The sequence below is a fragment of the Nocardioides sp. URHA0032 genome, assembly GCF_000620645.1.
Classification (GTDB): Bacteria; Actinomycetota; Actinomycetes; order Propionibacteriales; family Nocardioidaceae; genus Nocardioides.
The window spans coordinates 229,170-243,742 of record NZ_KK211160.1 but is presented as its reverse complement, the minus strand read 5'-3'; the positions used below and the strand labels follow the sequence as shown (position 1 = coordinate 243,742).

The 14,573-nt window shown below is 65.5% G+C and carries 13 protein-coding genes; all 13 read right to left on the bottom strand.

Annotated features, from left to right (window positions below; genetic code table 11):
• Positions 1 to 61 precede the first annotated feature (61 nt).
• Entirely contained in the window at positions 62 to 1,228 is a 1,167-nt protein-coding gene (locus N538_RS27615) for an HNH endonuclease signature motif containing protein (RefSeq protein WP_197025402.1), read from the bottom strand.
• A gap of 1,047 nt (positions 1,229 to 2,275) precedes the next feature.
• Complete coding sequence (locus N538_RS28660) at positions 2,276 to 2,524, bottom strand: hypothetical protein (RefSeq protein WP_155992264.1); 249 nt, start codon at positions 2,522 to 2,524, stop codon at positions 2,276 to 2,278.
• Between the two features lie 74 nt (positions 2,525 to 2,598).
• Positions 2,599 to 3,951, bottom strand: coding sequence for an SMODS domain-containing nucleotidyltransferase (locus N538_RS27610; protein ID WP_051549449.1), 1,353 nt, complete (start codon positions 3,949 to 3,951; stop codon positions 2,599 to 2,601).
• Positions 3,948 to 5,105: an SAVED domain-containing protein gene (locus N538_RS26275; RefSeq protein WP_051549448.1), complete on the bottom strand. Its 1,158-nt coding sequence runs from the start codon at positions 5,103 to 5,105 to the stop codon at positions 3,948 to 3,950. Before N538_RS26275 ends, N538_RS27610 begins: the two co-directional genes overlap by 4 nt.
• A 186-nt stretch (positions 5,106 to 5,291) precedes the next feature.
• Positions 5,292 to 5,921, bottom strand: coding sequence for a DUF7255 family protein (locus tag N538_RS26270; protein ID WP_051549447.1), 630 nt, complete (start codon positions 5,919 to 5,921; stop codon positions 5,292 to 5,294).
• 70 nt (positions 5,922 to 5,991) lie between these two features.
• Positions 5,992 to 6,573, bottom strand: coding sequence for a hypothetical protein (locus N538_RS26265; RefSeq protein WP_155992262.1), 582 nt, complete (start codon positions 6,571 to 6,573; stop codon positions 5,992 to 5,994).
• A 55-nt stretch (positions 6,574 to 6,628) separates the two neighbouring features.
• Complete coding sequence (locus N538_RS28100; protein WP_081790588.1) at positions 6,629 to 8,701, bottom strand: zinc-ribbon domain-containing protein; 2,073 nt, start codon at positions 8,699 to 8,701, stop codon at positions 6,629 to 6,631.
• Positions 8,702 to 9,076: 375 nt separating this feature from the next.
• Positions 9,077 to 9,757, bottom strand: a complete 681-nt coding sequence (locus tag N538_RS0119175) for a hypothetical protein (RefSeq protein ID WP_028638643.1) — start codon at positions 9,755 to 9,757, stop codon at positions 9,077 to 9,079.
• 26 nt (positions 9,758 to 9,783) lie between these two features.
• Entirely contained in the window at positions 9,784 to 10,413 is a 630-nt protein-coding gene (locus N538_RS0119170) for a hypothetical protein (protein WP_028638642.1), read from the bottom strand.
• A 146-nt stretch (positions 10,414 to 10,559) separates the two neighbouring features.
• Positions 10,560 to 10,745, bottom strand: coding sequence for a hypothetical protein (locus N538_RS0119165; protein WP_028638641.1), 186 nt, complete (start codon positions 10,743 to 10,745; stop codon positions 10,560 to 10,562).
• Between the two features lie 369 nt (positions 10,746 to 11,114).
• A complete protein-coding gene (locus tag N538_RS28655) occupies positions 11,115 to 11,291 on the bottom strand; it encodes a hypothetical protein (RefSeq protein WP_155992260.1) in 177 nt (58 codons plus the stop codon).
• A gap of 209 nt (positions 11,292 to 11,500) precedes the next feature.
• Positions 11,501 to 12,370 (bottom strand): hypothetical protein, encoded by an 870-nt coding sequence (locus tag N538_RS0119155; RefSeq protein ID WP_155992258.1) that lies wholly within the window; start codon positions 12,368 to 12,370, stop codon positions 11,501 to 11,503.
• 146 nt (positions 12,371 to 12,516) lie between these two features.
• Positions 12,517 to 14,508: a hypothetical protein gene (locus N538_RS0119150; RefSeq protein WP_155992256.1), complete on the bottom strand. Its 1,992-nt coding sequence runs from the start codon at positions 14,506 to 14,508 to the stop codon at positions 12,517 to 12,519.
• Positions 14,509 to 14,573: the final 65 nt, after the last annotated feature.

Here is a 14,573-nt window from a genome sequence, read left to right as displayed (position 1 = left end):
GTTGGCAGGCGGGACCGCGCCCATCGGCCGGTCTGTGGTGGAGGTTCGTAGGCCGGTCGGCCTAGGTTCGTCGGTGGAACCTGGTGTGGTGTTTCGGGCAGAGGACCCTGCCGTGCTCGACGTCGGTGGGTCCGCCGCGGCTCCACGGGATGTCGTGATGGACGTGACACATCGCCGGGGGCCGATCGCAGCCGGGCTCGGTGCAGCCCTTGTCCCGGAGGGCGATCGCGGTCCGTTGGGCCTTGGTGTGGAACCGGCGGGTGCGGCCGAGGTCGAGGACCTCGGAGTTGCCGCCGAGGACGGCGGGGATGATCCCGGCCTCGCACGCGAGCCGGCGGGCCGTCGATGCGGTGATCCTCTCTCCGGTGTCCAGGAGTGCGGCCTGCTCGATGCGGCCTTCGAGGGCCTCGAGGGTCATGGTGACCACGATGGTGGCGGAGACTCCGCCGGTCTGGGGGAGCTGGTGGGCGGGGTAGCGCTCGAGGAGCTCGCAGAACGCGCGGCCCAGGCGTTCCCGGCCGGGCCGGGGCACGGCACCGGCGGCGGCGGGCCCGTCGGTGGCGGTGCGGTGCTGGGGGGCGGCGATCGCGAGCAGCATCTTCTTCAGCGCGGCGCCGTGGACGGACGGGACGGTGAACCGGCCGTGGCACTTGCCGTGGCCGTCGTCGACCATCGTGAACGTGGTGGCCAGTAGCGCGTCGGCCTCTTCGCGGGCGAGCTGCTTCGCTTCGTACTCATCCGCCAGGTCGGGGGCGACCACGTCCATCAGCCGCTTGCCCAGGATCCGCAGGGTCGGGGCGGTGTGCTCGCGTCCGGCGGCCACCAGGTGCCGCTCGGCCTTGTCCACCAGAGTCGTGTCGAGGTCTCCGGGCAACTGGTCGAGCGCGGTGACGATGACCTTGGCCTGCTCGACCACCAGGTCACCGGCCGCGAGCGCGTCCCGGACATGGCCCCGGGTCACCAGGGCTTGGCCGAGCCTGACCTGGCCGAGCACCGCGGGCTTGGTCTGCCGGGTCCGGTGCGCCCACGCGTCGACCTGTTCGTCGTCGGCGTGCTCGGCGACCCGGGCCTCCAGCTCGGCGACCTTCGTCTTGAGCTTGCTGATCTCCACGAGCGTCGCGGTGGTCTCCGCGGGGTCCATGGACCACACCGACGCGTCCGCGACCGCATCGATCTCGGCGTGGGCGTGGGCGACGGCCACCGAGACTCGGTGCCGGGGTGTGGCCATCGCTGTCATGGTGCTACTCAAGCACCGGCCACCGACACCGAGAGGCCCAGAACCCCTTGCTCCACAGGGCCCTGGGTAACGAACAGGTCACGATTCCGAGCCGCTTTCCACAGGCCCAGGGACACGGCGGACCCGCAAGCCGGGAACCGGCGACGACCACCCACCCACCGTTCCCGTAGCTGCCATGTCGGTCGAAACCACCCACGGCCAGCAAGCCACGGACACAGGGCCATCGACCCGCGAGCCGGTCGACAGCGCAAGCCCCCCAGTACCTGTCGCTCGGCGACACGACAACGACGACGTCGCGTGCTGGGAGTCTGCCGCGTCTCACGACGCCGTAAGTGATCCACCGGAGCCCCCGAACGACCCACCCGACAATGACGAAACCCGGCGAACCTGCCGGTTCACCGGGTTTCCGATGTCGTGAGACATCACGCTGGCGGGGCGGCGACTTTATTCGTTCTCAGGCGGAGATGCTGGCACGCCGGTGAACCCCTTCTACATCGACCGGTCTCTCGTTCTACCTAGATGCTGCGCCTCGTGCGTACCTGAGCGGGCTCGACGCGCTTGGCGCGGGGCGCATCAGGCAGTTTGTAGGGTTCCTTCATGGATCGCTCCCCGTATCACATCGCTCGCCAGGAGCACCTTGGTGATGCCCTCGACCATCTGATGACGCGTGGAATGCTCCGATGGCGTTGGTCGTACGACGGCGCAGAACATCGAGCCGTGTACCACGTGACCATGGATGACTCTCCGGAGCGCGAGTACGGGACGGCAGAAGCCGAGAAAGTGGTTCGGCAGTGCTACCGCGCCCTCGGAGCCAAGTGGTTGCCCGTGCCGCACCCGGGTGGTGAACGTCAACGGGAGGAAACCTGGCCCGCATCGCCGAGTTGTAGTGCCTCAGCGGTTCGACACACTGGTCGAGGCGGCGGCGCGCTCCCACCTCCGAGAGGTCGCTGGCTGGGAGCCAGACATCGAGGTCAACATCACCCATCTCCGCACCACGCTCTACATGCGGAAGTACGCCCTCGTTTTGAGGGAGCCGACTCAGCGCCAGTCAGACGGGGGCAACTTGCTGTCTTGGCTGCGCCAGTAGTTCGCGAGAAAGGCTTCGCCCGCTTCTCTGGCCTCGTCTTCGCTGGCATACGGCGTGTGGTCCTCGACTTGCTGCTCACCGAACATATTGACGGCACGCCACCTGAACACGCGAGGTCCCACAAAGGCACCCTTGAGGCCGGAGCCATAAAGCGGATTCGGTTCGTCCCGGACTTGGACGAACCTGCTGTACTCGCCCATGCGATCGAGCCTACTGGCGAACGCGCTTCATGCCCACGATCAGAAGTTGGTATTGGACAGGCCGGTAGCGCTCGCTAGGAACCGGAGCGCGAGGTCACGATCACCGGCTGGCGGCTCTTCGCGACGCAGACACCGTCCTTCACGATGTACGCCTCCACGTAGTGACGCCCGACGTACTGGGTGCTCTCCTTGCGGGACTTGCTCCCGTCGTCTTTGTGGATGTCGCCTCGCAGAGCGCTGGCTTGTTCGGCTTCCTCGCCGTGGTTGCGGACCTTCCAGTACAAGTCGTATGGCTCCGGGACGTTGCAGTCCTTGATGCGGACGATGATGTCGCGGTACTTGTCCACCAGGTCGCCCGTTGCTGGCAGGGGCCTGTTGCGGAACCCCTTCTTGGGGACAACCTCGCCCACCGCCTTGACGGTGTAGGCGGGGTTGATTCGCTCCTCGATGCCGAAGTTCTTGTCGAGGAACTTCTCGGTTGCGGGCGGAGCAGCCGCGTAGTGGGCTTCGACAGCAGCGGTGAGCGTGACGGATTCACCGAAGTCGGGGCCGAACAGGTCTCGCCAGATGGCGAGGGCTTCGGCGTAGGTTTGCGCGTCGCAAGCGTTCGCGATCAGGGTTGCATGCCGCCTGAACCGGTCACGGAACGCTATGTAGTTCTCCGGCTTCCACCGGTCGGTGAGGTCCTGTCCGGTGCCGGGGTCCTTGATGTAAGGCGGAACAGTCTCGTATCCGTCGACTTGAGCCGACAGCGCGGACGAGAGTGTGCGGAGGGTGTTGGCGACGTTCTTGTACGCATCGGGGTCGAGGACAGTTGCAGTGTCACTGACCTGGTGTGCCAGTGCAGCGGTGAGGGTGACTGAGGGGACCTTGTAGGTGCTCTTGTGGTCGCGCAGGTACTTGAGTAGGCGTACGACCTTGACGAGATTCCCGTCGGTGATCCGGTTCTGACCTTCGAGCCAAGCGGTGAACTCGTCGGGTGCCGAGACTTGGAACTCGTTCTTGACGCGGTTGGTGATGTAGGTGGCGCCGTTGCGGGTGACGAAGGGGACGACATCGACGTGGAAGTCGCCCGAGTAGTCGATGCGGACGCATCGTGAGTGACGACCCCGCATGGTCTTGTAGGAGTTGCTCCGACCGAACGCCGTGTAGAGGTTCTCGACGTAGTCGGCTGCGGACCAGCCGGGGACATCGTCCATCGGCATCAGGACGTCGGCGTCGAAGTCGCGCGTACCAACAGGCTTGATGATGGTGCCGTGTGCGAACGATCCCTGCGGAAGGAGTTCGGAGACGTGGTCACCGAAGACCTCGTCGTTCGTGAGGAAGGTCTGAAGACTCGCGACCTTCGCACTAAGGGTGTTGATGCGGGTCTGGTTGAGGTTGACCTTGTTCGTGAGGAAGTTCCGGAAGTCGCTCGTCTGGGTCATGCGTTCACCTCAAGTGCCGTGAAGTATTCGGTCTCGCCGCGTTCGTAGACGGTTACTGGTGGTTGGGCGACGCGCATGAACGACTGGCCCATCGCGACTGAGAGGGACACCGGTGTGGCGGCGACGAGGTGCCACCGCTTCGCCTGAGGCGCGGTCTGCTCGGCGATTGCCAGCATGGTGCGCCATGCGTCGGCGAAGTTCTTGAGGGATGCTTCGTTCGCAATGAGCGTGGGCGAGGGCGCGACGTCGCGGGGGTGCAGGTCGACGATCGTCGCCCCGTGGAGGTTGCTGGGCAGTTTGGCCCGGTCGATCGGGGCGCTGATGCCGCATGTGAGCACGACGTCGTCGCCACTGCCAGCGGTCACAGTGTGCTCGAAGTCGACGATGGGCGCCGTGGGGTTCCATCGCCATCCCTGCGCGGCGTCGCGGCTGCGCTGGTAGATGCGGACGGGAACCTTGTCGTCGAGTTTGCTTCCGGCGTACACCAGTACGGGGATAGGGGCGATCGCGAAGACCGAGAGATGTTCGACGTCGCCTTGGTCGATGGCTTGGTGGATCGTCCTGATGGTCTTGTTGATGGTGTCCTCGGCTCCAAGCCAGTAGGCACTGTCTCCGACGTCGCCGTGGACGCGGCAGGTGAAGTCGCCACTCCATTGGCTCTCGACGAGAGCGAGGCAGTCGTCCTCGATGAGAACTTCACCGACGTCGCGCCGCGACGCGATGGCGAGGGCGTTGTGGATGTTTGAGCCGAGGCGAAGGACAGCGGTCCGCGTAAGACCGCCCTGTGCTGTGACCTTCTCGATCCGATCTTCGTGTTGCTGCTTGAGCGCCTGCAACTTCTCACGCGGGTACAGGTGGATGTGTGCCTTGTGGTCGATGATCTTGTGGCAGTCGTGGCACACGAGAAGTAAGTTCTCCTCCGCCTCACGATCGACGATGTCCTCGCTCACTCGCGGCGAACCCTCCCCGTCGGTTGCTCCGACGTTGTGCGCCAGTTGGGCCGCGAGCGCACTGTGGAAGTAGGTGCGCGCGTCGCCGAGCAGACGGCGGTTGCACAGCGTGCAGCGACCGGCGCACCTAGCCCACAGTGCGTTTCGCACGGAGTCTGGGATCTTCTCCCGCTTGACCCCGGTGCTGCGCGCTCGCTTCGCCACGAGTTCCCCTGACGTCCGTCGTCTCGATCTATGTCGACGGAAACCTACGCGCCAGCACCGACACGTGGCGGTGGACTGGACAAATCGTGCTGCGCAGCCGGGCTTCTGTGTGAACAGGTCGACTGTGTCCAGTCGTAGGGGATGTGGTGCTCCACGCGTGCTTGTGTCTTCTGCCCATCCGGCGTGTCAGGCGTCGTGCACTCGGCTGGTGATCAGCGATTGGAGTGCGCGGGCGGCCGACGGCTCGGGCCGTCGAAGCAGGGTCTCGACGGTGTTGTCGGCGTCGTGGGAGTCATGGACGCTGATGCGGGCGAGACTGCGGCTGGTGAGGGTGTCTTTGACGGCGTCGTAGAAGGCTCGCTGTCGCCAGCGGGGCGCACCGACGCCAGTGAAGTCTCCGGGCGGACTGGCCTCACCGAAGAACCGGGCAGCGGAGGGGTTGGTCCAGCGTTGTCCGGTGCCCCACCCGGGCAGGAGTCGCGCTTCGCGGTCGCGGCTGTATGACTGGTAGGCCGGTGTCCACGGCAAACCGAGTTCCTCGGTCGCGTCGAGCATTCGGGCGCGGTAGCGGTTGAAGTGCTGTTCTTCGTCCAACTCGACGTGCAGAAGCCTGTGGGGGTCCTCGGGAGTGATGAAGGCGAGGTCCCAGCCGCCGGGCCGGATGCGGTCGAACTGGGCGGGGGTGCCATCCAGGATCTCGTAGAGGCTACGGATGCGGTCGTGTTGGGCGGCCGGGAGGTCGGCGAGGCGAGGAAGTCGTGGCGGCCTGACCTGTGTCCAGCCCGCTTCGGTTAGCAGCGCGGCGAGGGCTCGCACTCGGGCTCCGGTAGCGACCATGAGGGAAAGGTAACCCCGTGCGATCGGCGGGTGGCAGGGCGCTTTCGCTCTACACCGCTTGGTCGCTGGGGTTCCAGATGACCTCGCCGCGTCGGTCTGCTGGGTCGATGAGGATGACGGCTTTGCGTCGTAGGTAGCCCGGTGAACTGTTCGGCTTGCGGATGCCTCGGTCAAGCCATGCCCGGATCGCTTCGGCGGGGTCGTCGTCGAGGTCGCAGCGCAGCCCGCGCATCATGAGGTCGACGCGCCGACCTTCGTGCTCGCGGTGCCACTTTGTCCAGGTGGTGGCCTCTTGGGCGGAACGGGCCTTCGACATGTCGTAGCGCTGGCGACCTAAGTCGGAGGGTCCGAAGTCGACGTGCCGTTTGCGCCGGTCTTCGGGGAAGCGAGCCTCGTCGGGTGGCAGCGCGAAGAACGACCAGACGTCCAGGTCCTTCACACCGTTGCGACGGTTCAAGTAGTGCAGTGCAGCGCCCTGCGCAAGCACCACCGCGAGTAGTCGACCCCGGTAGGCGGGACGCCGCTGGTAAAGGTCTTCGTGGTCGGCGGCAGCGATCTTCGACAGTCGGGACAGGTGCCGTTTCGTGAGAGGCACCTTCGACCGGGCCGAGCGTGTGGCTGTCGTTGCCATGTCGCTCATCATGCCGCGACCGGCACACCGGCGCTGCTTTGGTTCGGAGGTCGAGTCAGAAGAGAGTGCTGTCCGCAGTCTCCGTTTGGGCACGGGTCTTGGCCCATCGGTCGCGGTTCCAGTTCCATCCCGCGAGGCGTTCAAAGCGTGCGCGTTGGTCGGCGTTGAGTCGAACGGTGCCTCGTTGAACGCAGCGGACCCATGACCCGATGTTGACGCCGCCTTCCTTGTGGTTGACGCCGATGTAGGCGTGTCCGGTTCGGTTAACGAAGGCGGCGTAGAGAGCGAAATTGCGGTCGACGGTGTCGGTGGCGGGGTCCCATGACCAGCCGGGGAGTGATCCGAGTCGGTCGGTGCGTTCGGGTTGAAGGATGCCGTCGCGGTACCGCTTGCGTTGGACGGAGACCCAGGAGCCGAGGAGGTAGGCTCCTTCGCGGTGGTCGAAGGGCGGTTGAGCGTGCCCTTTCCTCTCGACGTAGGTGAGAAGGTGGGCGTACCCGGTCTCCCAACGGGTGTCCCGATTGGGTCCCTTGGGTCGGCCTGGGATCCGGACCTTGCGTCCGTCGCGCTCCTTCGTCACATCAGCGATGGCCTCATCGAGCCGTCGTGGGTTTGCCTCGGCGAGGTACCGGTCGATGGCATCGGTCTGGTCGGTAACCCACCCGAGGTGCAGGAGTCGGGACAGCAAGGCGTCCGTGGTGGGCTTGATGGCGTGGTCGTCGGGGACCAGGACGTCTTCGTCGTTGATGACGCCGAGCGATTCCTCGCGGACCCGAAGGTGTTTCCAACCCGTGTTGCGGATGCGGTGGCTCTTGCGCCGGTCGGCGTCATGACGGTCGGCGTGGTGGTACCGCCCGTCCACCTCTAGGGCAATGCGGGGGCCGGGGATAAGGATGTCGACGTGGATGGGTGTCCCCTCATCGTTGATCTTGTCGTCGCTCAGGTCGATGGCGTCAAAGATCGTTTGGAGTTCGTAGGCCAGACAGGTCTCCCAAGCGCTACGAAGGCTGATCTTGCAGAACGGACAGTTGCGGCCTCGGAGCCGGTTCACGACTGTGGCTTGCCACTCGTGGGCGGGGTTCGCCTGGCAGCGCCACCAGATCTTCCTACTTGATCCGGCTGGGATGTCCGCTGGTCCCAGGTCGCCGTTGCGGATCGGGTGGACCTCGGCGGCAAGCCTCGGGTGATTCTGGAGGCGGTTGGTGACCGACGGGCGGTGTCCAGCACAAAACGGGCACCCACGGGTTCTCGTGCCCAGGCTTCTGCGGAGCACGATGGGTGCACAGGTCCATTCGTGATCCGGTCCTCGGTCGCATTTCCACCAAACGAGGTCAGAGGTTCCGGCCAGCACGTCGTCCGGAGCGAGGTCGCCGTTGCGGGACGGGTGCCACATCGCGGCGGCAATGGGCATCAGGGTGCGCACGCTGTTGGAGACCGAAACCCGCCGTCCTGCGCAGAACGGACATCCGAAGCCGAGGGTGGTGCGCCAATGCACGGGCGACTCCCACTCATGGTCGGGACCTTCCTCGCACTTCCACCACACCAACCGTTGGGTCGTGAGTACCACTTGGTCGGGCGTCAGATCTCCGTTCCGGCTTGAGTCCCACTGCGACACGATTTCGGCGGGTGCGTGCAGGGAGAACCTGTTGGTCTCCGAAACCCGACGGTTCACGCAGAACGGGCAGATGCCGTCGGACCGCTTCCGTCGTTCTTGCGGCTTGGCTTGCCACTCGTGGTCCACCCCGGCGGGACACTTCCACCACACGAACTTGTTGGATCCGGCAGCAAGGTCATCGGGTGTGAGGTCCCCATTCTTGGTCGGGTGCCATTGCGCTGCGGAGAGGGGCATCAGCGACCGGACCGAGTTCGTGACAGACGCTCGAAGACCCCGGCAGTACGGGCAGCCCCGCTTTCCCGCCGCGACCGAGTTGGCGACACTTTGGAGCGCGGCTTCCCACTCGTGATCCGGACCGTCCGGGCAGCGCCACCACACCTTGCGCGTGGAACCGGTGGTGATGTCGGCCGGATCGACGATGTTCCGAGCGGCATGCCATAGGTCCAGCAAGGCTGGTCGGTCCGCCACCGGGGCATGCGGAACCCGCTTCGCGAGGGCAGGTCCGTCGGTCACGCTGTGGAGTATCGGTTAGGGCACCGACAACGTTGACCAAGTTGCGCCAGGTGGCTCCGGGGGCAGATCTGTACTCGTCCCGTCGGTGGGGGTGTCACCGTCGACCCTTGCGCCGGTGCTGCTCGCGGCCGGATGCTGTCGACCAGCATCACCGGGTTCGGTGCGCGGTAGGCAGACGCACCGGGCTGGCGGGTCCGAGCCGTTGTGACAGGCGGGTCGGCTCACGCGACGGTCGGGTTGGTGCGCGGTGAACAGGCGCACCAACCCGACTTCCTGTCAGTCGTCTCGGCTCCTTACTTGCACCGAAGGGCTGCCGACGGTGCAACTCGATCCTCTGGACGCGTCCGCTTTGTTTGGTTTCGTTTTCATTCGAGGTCAGGGTTGGTCCGAGTGCCTGAGTCCGATGAGAACGTCAACGGCGGCGTCGACGTCCTCGCCGTCGCGGCGCCGCAGTTCTTGGCCGAGGGCATCTGGGAGCCGGAATCCGGCTTGGAGGTAGCGGAGGGCGCGCCACCAGACGATGGGAGATGCGATCCACCTATCCGCCTCGTTGTCGTCGTTGCGGTCCGGTGTTGCGCGCTGGATGCAGAGGGCGCAAAGGGTTCCGTATGCGTGAGGGTTCCAGCCGTGGTTGCGGATGCTGAGGGCGTAGTCGGGGCTCACTGAGCGGATGACCCATTCGAATGCTTCGTCGTTGGGGATGCCGGTGTCCCGGTACGCCAGTGCGACCTGCACGACTAGGTCACACATCCACTCGTCGGGCTGGTCGATGGAGTGCTGCGCCAACTCGTTGAGCGACCACCACTTGCGCCAGTTCCGGAAAGCCCACTCGTCGGAGTCGTCGGTGCTGAACCGTTCGGCTCGGAGCCGGGTGCGGATGAGGTCCTGCGCGTGACGACCTTGGGCGCTCTGGGCAACGAAGAGGTCGTGCTCGCGGTGGAGCAACATGCTCCCGTACAGGTACCGGATGCGGACACTGTTCGCTGACGGGTCCGGTTCGTCGTCGACCGTGCGGTACTGAACCGACGAGTCGGGGTCCAGCGGCAGCGCGTACATGCGGTTCGGCTCGTCTGGATTGCTGGTCACCACTGGTACCAGCCGTGGCTACGGAGCACCGGATCGACGAGGTCTTCCCAGTTCGCGACCTGCCGCGCGCCCGGGTTGGCCGTGTGCCAAGGGTGCGCGCCGTCATGCAGGCGCACCCAGGTCTGATCGGTGGCGTCGACAACGACAGCCCCGATCCCGAACGGCTCGCCTGGATCACGCGAAGCCCCGGTTTTCGTGGGTGACTCGACGACCGGCGCGGACGGTTCGGGTGGTGTCCAGCCGCTGCTCTGCACCGCCAACGGGCCGTGAAGTTGGCGAAGTTCGTTCCAGGTGAAGTGGTCCTCCCGTGTGGGGTCCGACCAGTCCTGTAGCGAGGCCGTTGCGGAGTCGTACCACGGAAGCGAGGGGTGCGCTGCGCGTACCCAGACGCCTCCGTTGAAGGGGTTGATCACGACGGCGCCGAGACCATCCGGCTCTGCGGCTCCGGGTCCGTAGAGCAGGTCGAGAACTCGCAAGGCGTATGGGGCGTGCTTGCGGCACGTGCAGCCCTCGCCACCAAACGGGATGGCGTCGAGGGTCTCGTCGCTGAGCGCGTGCCAGGCGCGGGCGACCATCTCGACGCTCGGGAGGTTGGTGGGGTTGGTGGTGGGATCGGTGATGGTCAACGGGGTCGGTCCTCTCGCTCAGGTGGGTTACCCGGGTGAGCCGCTCGACCCCTGCTTCTGGCTCGGACCCGGGACGTTAGACGTCGGGTCCGACAGTCGCGGAAACCGGGCTAGACGACGCGCTGGGCGCACAGTCCAGCCCTTCCTCACGTTTGGCTCGCGGCGGGGTCCCAGATGACCTCTCCGCGTCGGTGCGACGGGTCGTTGAAGATGACGGCCTTTCGTCGGAGGTGGCCCGGTGAACTCTGGGGCTTGCGGATGCCTTGGTCGAGCCAGTCGCGGATCGCGGCGACCGGATCAGTGCCGAGATCGCACAGCAGCCCGCGCATCATGAGGTCTACTCGTCGCCCTTGATGCTCGCGGCTCCAACGGGTCCACAGGGCCAACTCCCGTGGCGATCGGGCCTTCGACAGGTCGTAGCCGACGCGGACGGCAACGTCATCATCGACCCGGGTCGCGGTTCAAGACTGCTGGGTTGTGCGCCCTCGTGCGGATCGCAGCGCTTGGTTCGCATGCGCGCTGAGGCGGTGTGGCCGGACGCTGTCGACCAGCATCGTCGTCGGGTGCGCTGTGTGCAGGTGCACCCGACGATGATGGTGAATTGCGTCAGGCGACGCAGTGCCCGGGCGCGGCCCGAGCAGGGTGAACAACTTCGGTAACGGCCCTCGTCCTGCTTCGCCACGCAATCTTCGCGCGTCCCCTCAGTCTATGGAGCCGAACACATGGGTGGATGCGTACCAAGCCATCGCCCCGACCGCTCCAAGCAAGACCAGCAGAGCACCGGGGGCACGCGGAGTGGTTTCCGCCGCGAAGATTCGCGAGCCGACAGCGAGCCCGAAGACAACCGCGGCGGCGATGACGATGATCAGGACGACCACGTCTGCAGCCTACGGTTTGCGCTGGCGGGGAGGCTACCCCAGAACACCACCGAGGCTGCTCCTGCACAGGCGCTCCGGCGAAGCGTGGAAGGGCACGGATTTGGCTCGGGCCACCTCCGGGAATGACGAAGGAACACGCCCCGGACGCGAAGGTTGCGGGTCGTCTCGGGTTCGAGAAGTGACAAAGAGTAAGAAAGCAGCGGCGAAGGTCAGACGCCCGTGCACAGGAACGCAGGCTCGCCGAGAACAGGCCAAGCCTCGACCTCGTCCCGTCCGGTGGTGCCGCCGGGCGTGGTGCCGAACAACTGGATGCCGAACCGGTACGGCGTCGCCAGGTCGAGCGTGACCGGGACGCTCATGCCCGGCGTCAGGGCGGGCGAGGTGTAGATGGGTTCATCGTCGGCGGTGAGCGTGATGGACCCGGACGAGTCGTCGGCGGAGATGTCACCGAGCCCGAGGACAGCCTGGAAGGACTTGCAGTGCCGTCCGGGGGTGAACCGGCTCTCCCATGCCCCGGTGTGGGAGTAGGAGGCGGCTCCCCACCCGGAGTACGCGTGCCCGTTGATGGTGGTCGTTCCGAAGACGGCTCCGCCGGTCTCGTAGTACGGGTCGTACTCGGAGAGCGGGATCCAGCGCCATACCGTCACAGCCACGGGCTTGGAGACGGCAGGTTTGGTGGTGTTCTTGTAGGTCACGGCCACGCGATAGCGTTCGGCGTTTTCGTCGGTCGCGACGACCTTGAACGGCACCTTGCCCCGCTTGGCAACGTTGACGGTCTTGACCGAGACCCACGCGGGCGCGTCCCAGCCGTAGAGGGAGGGACGCCACTTCTCCAATGTGGCTTGTGTGGCGGTCGACGCTGACTTGATGGTCGCGGTCAGGGTGTACCGGTCACCCTCCTCAACGTCCTTCGCCGACGCCGTCAGCGCTGGCTTCGCGGCACTGGCGGATACCGCCGCCGTGCCAGATTCAGCCCCGGTAGAAGCGTCTGCCGGAGCAGTCACGACCACGGGCATCGCCAGGCCAACCAGTGCGCCTGCTCCCGCAACAAAGGCAAGGACTCGCTTCAACACCATCACTCCCCCGTGCATAGGGCGAACCGTTCGCCTCCGGGGCATCTATCGGATGCGCACCGTCGAGACATGAGCAAACAAGACGAACAGACGTCTTGCGACTGAACCGCATCGACCATGTCTCTGTGGTGACAGCCGAGTCGGGTGATCCGTCAGGAAGCCGCGTCGGGAAGGCCCGCCCGGCGGCGCGCGCGCCGCTCTAGTCGACGAGCGAGGGGCTTCTCGACCTTCCTGGCCCATTCTCGAAGGCTTCCTCCTGCGAAGTGTCGCCACGCTCCGACCCCAAACACGAGGAGGCCGCACGCGAGGAACGTCAGAGCAAGCCAGTTCGGCAACTTGTTCGACCACTCAGGAGCCGCGACTCGCACTGCCGCCCCGGCTACGAGAACCGCGCCCAATCCGTAGATGAGCACGCTCACCATCCGTCGGGCATGCGTCTCAGCGCGCTCCCGGATGGATTCATGTTGTGCACCGTGGGCCTGTCGCATGGACGCAACTTGGTGGCGCAGGTCCTCCACCTCGCGCTCGACGCTTTCGCGTTGTTCCTTCTCGCTCTGTTGCGACTGTTGTGCTGCCTGCGCGGCATGCAGCGCGGCTTCGCGGGCGAGTTCCGCAGTGGCAAGTTGCGTCTTGACTGGGTGTTGCAGGTCGTCGCGAACGCGGTCGAGTACGGCGGCGATGGACTCGCGGTCGATGTCCACGCCTTCGCCCAGTGTCTCGGTCATCAGCGCGGAGCGTGCCTCAGGACGGGCTCGGAGTAGCAGGGCGTCGTCTTCGCTGACCTCGCCGCTGATCTGGAGGCGTTCGATCTCGTCGAGGTACTTCGCCCATAGGTGTCCGCCTGGCTGCATGCCCGAGTAAACGGTAGCCAGTAGTTGCATCCGGGGCAGGTCTTCGTTGACTGCGGGGCTGCGAACCCAAAGGAGCGCGGCCATGTCCGCATCGTGCATCGCGAGGGGCCACTCATGGCGCTCGTCCACGCGGCGGGCGGCTCGAATGACGTTGACGTTGTCGGTGATGAGGACGAAGCCGCACTTTTCGAAGTCTCCAGCGCTACTGCCCTTTCGCAGGCGGTGAATGGCAGAGAGGCTGTCGACGTCATATCTGCGGGTGCCCGGGCTGCGGTAGTGCACATGCTTCTCCAGCAATGCGTCGAGCGCGCCTTCGTCCAACCCGTACGTGTAGTGGTTGTCGGGCGGCTGGACCTCGCGAATGCCGAGGCTTCGGATGCGATTCCTCAGGTTGCCCCGTTCGATCTCGATGTCGGCAGGCATGGAGCCCTTGTCGAGGAAGTGGGCGTCAACCTCGCGGAGCGCTCCGGCTCGTGCTCCTCGGCTTCGCAGCACGGGCACGACGGAGTCCAGCACTCCGTCCACTTCCTTGATGGTGTGCGGAAAGCAGACGGCTTGTGCGTCGTGCGTAGCGGCGAGGGCGATCGCTTGGGTTGTCGCCCGCTGGTGTTCTGCGCCTTGGAACCCTAGGGCCTTGAGGAGAATTGGCGTATCAAGGACGAGATGAAGGTCGCGAAGTTTGCGCTTGAGTTGCCCGGTACCCAAGTCGACCACGGCTGCAAGGATTGCGCCCTTAACCAGGTCGACGACGTAGCCGAACGCGGTGGCATCCTTGTCGCCGATCTCGCGAATGAACACGTTGACCAAGAAGTCCGGGCCGGTCATGTCGTCGTGCTCGATGTTGCGACGGTTGCCACGTAGGGCATGGGAAAGCAGCGGTGCCGCATGCGCCTCGACGAAGTGGCTGAGATGCCTCGCGGGTTCGTCTTGAACGAGGTGCAGATGTTGCGGCGCGAAGCCGCTGACGAAGTCAAGGAACTTCGAGGAGACCTCTTGCTGCTGGCGCCCGAACTTCGCTACCTCGGCGCTGACATCGGGGACCTTGCCAAGGTGGGAGGCTGTGAGGACATATCCGGTGTCCGACCGCTGCACCTGGTTCTTCCTAGACGCACGCTTGAGAAGCGTTCCGACCACGCGGTCGGGGATGGTAAAACCGAAGTTGTTGCGAACGTCCTCGGCGACCTGAGCCTCGGTCATCGCTTGAGGATGGCGGCGAGCCAATGCGTCGAGAACGTAGGGTGCGAAGTTGTCGACGTAACTGGGCGCTTCGTAGTTGAAATTGGCGCGCAGCACGGCGTACCCGATTAGTCCGCGAGCGGACGCGTCTGCGTTGTCCCCCGTTGTCACTGTGGCGTTCT

Excerpts from the sequence above, each read along its gene's own strand:
- N538_RS27615 (WP_197025402.1), bottom strand. The coding sequence starts at position 1,228 with ATGGCCACACCCCGGCACCGAGTCTCGGTGGCCGTCGCCCACGCCCAC.
- N538_RS28660 (WP_155992264.1), bottom strand. The coding sequence starts at position 2,524 with ATGGGCGAGTACAGCAGGTTCGTCCAAGTCCGGGACGAACCGAATCCG.
- N538_RS27610 (WP_051549449.1), bottom strand. The coding sequence starts at position 3,951 with ATGACCCAGACGAGCGACTTCCGGAACTTCCTCACGAACAAGGTCAAC.
- N538_RS26265 (WP_155992262.1), bottom strand. The coding sequence starts at position 6,573 with ATGGCAACGACAGCCACACGCTCGGCCCGGTCGAAGGTGCCTCTCACG.
- N538_RS0119175 (WP_028638643.1), bottom strand. The coding sequence starts at position 9,757 with ATGTACGCGCTGCCGCTGGACCCCGACTCGTCGGTTCAGTACCGCACG.
- N538_RS0119165 (WP_028638641.1), bottom strand. The coding sequence starts at position 10,745 with ATGATGCGCGGGCTGCTGTGCGATCTCGGCACTGATCCGGTCGCCGCG.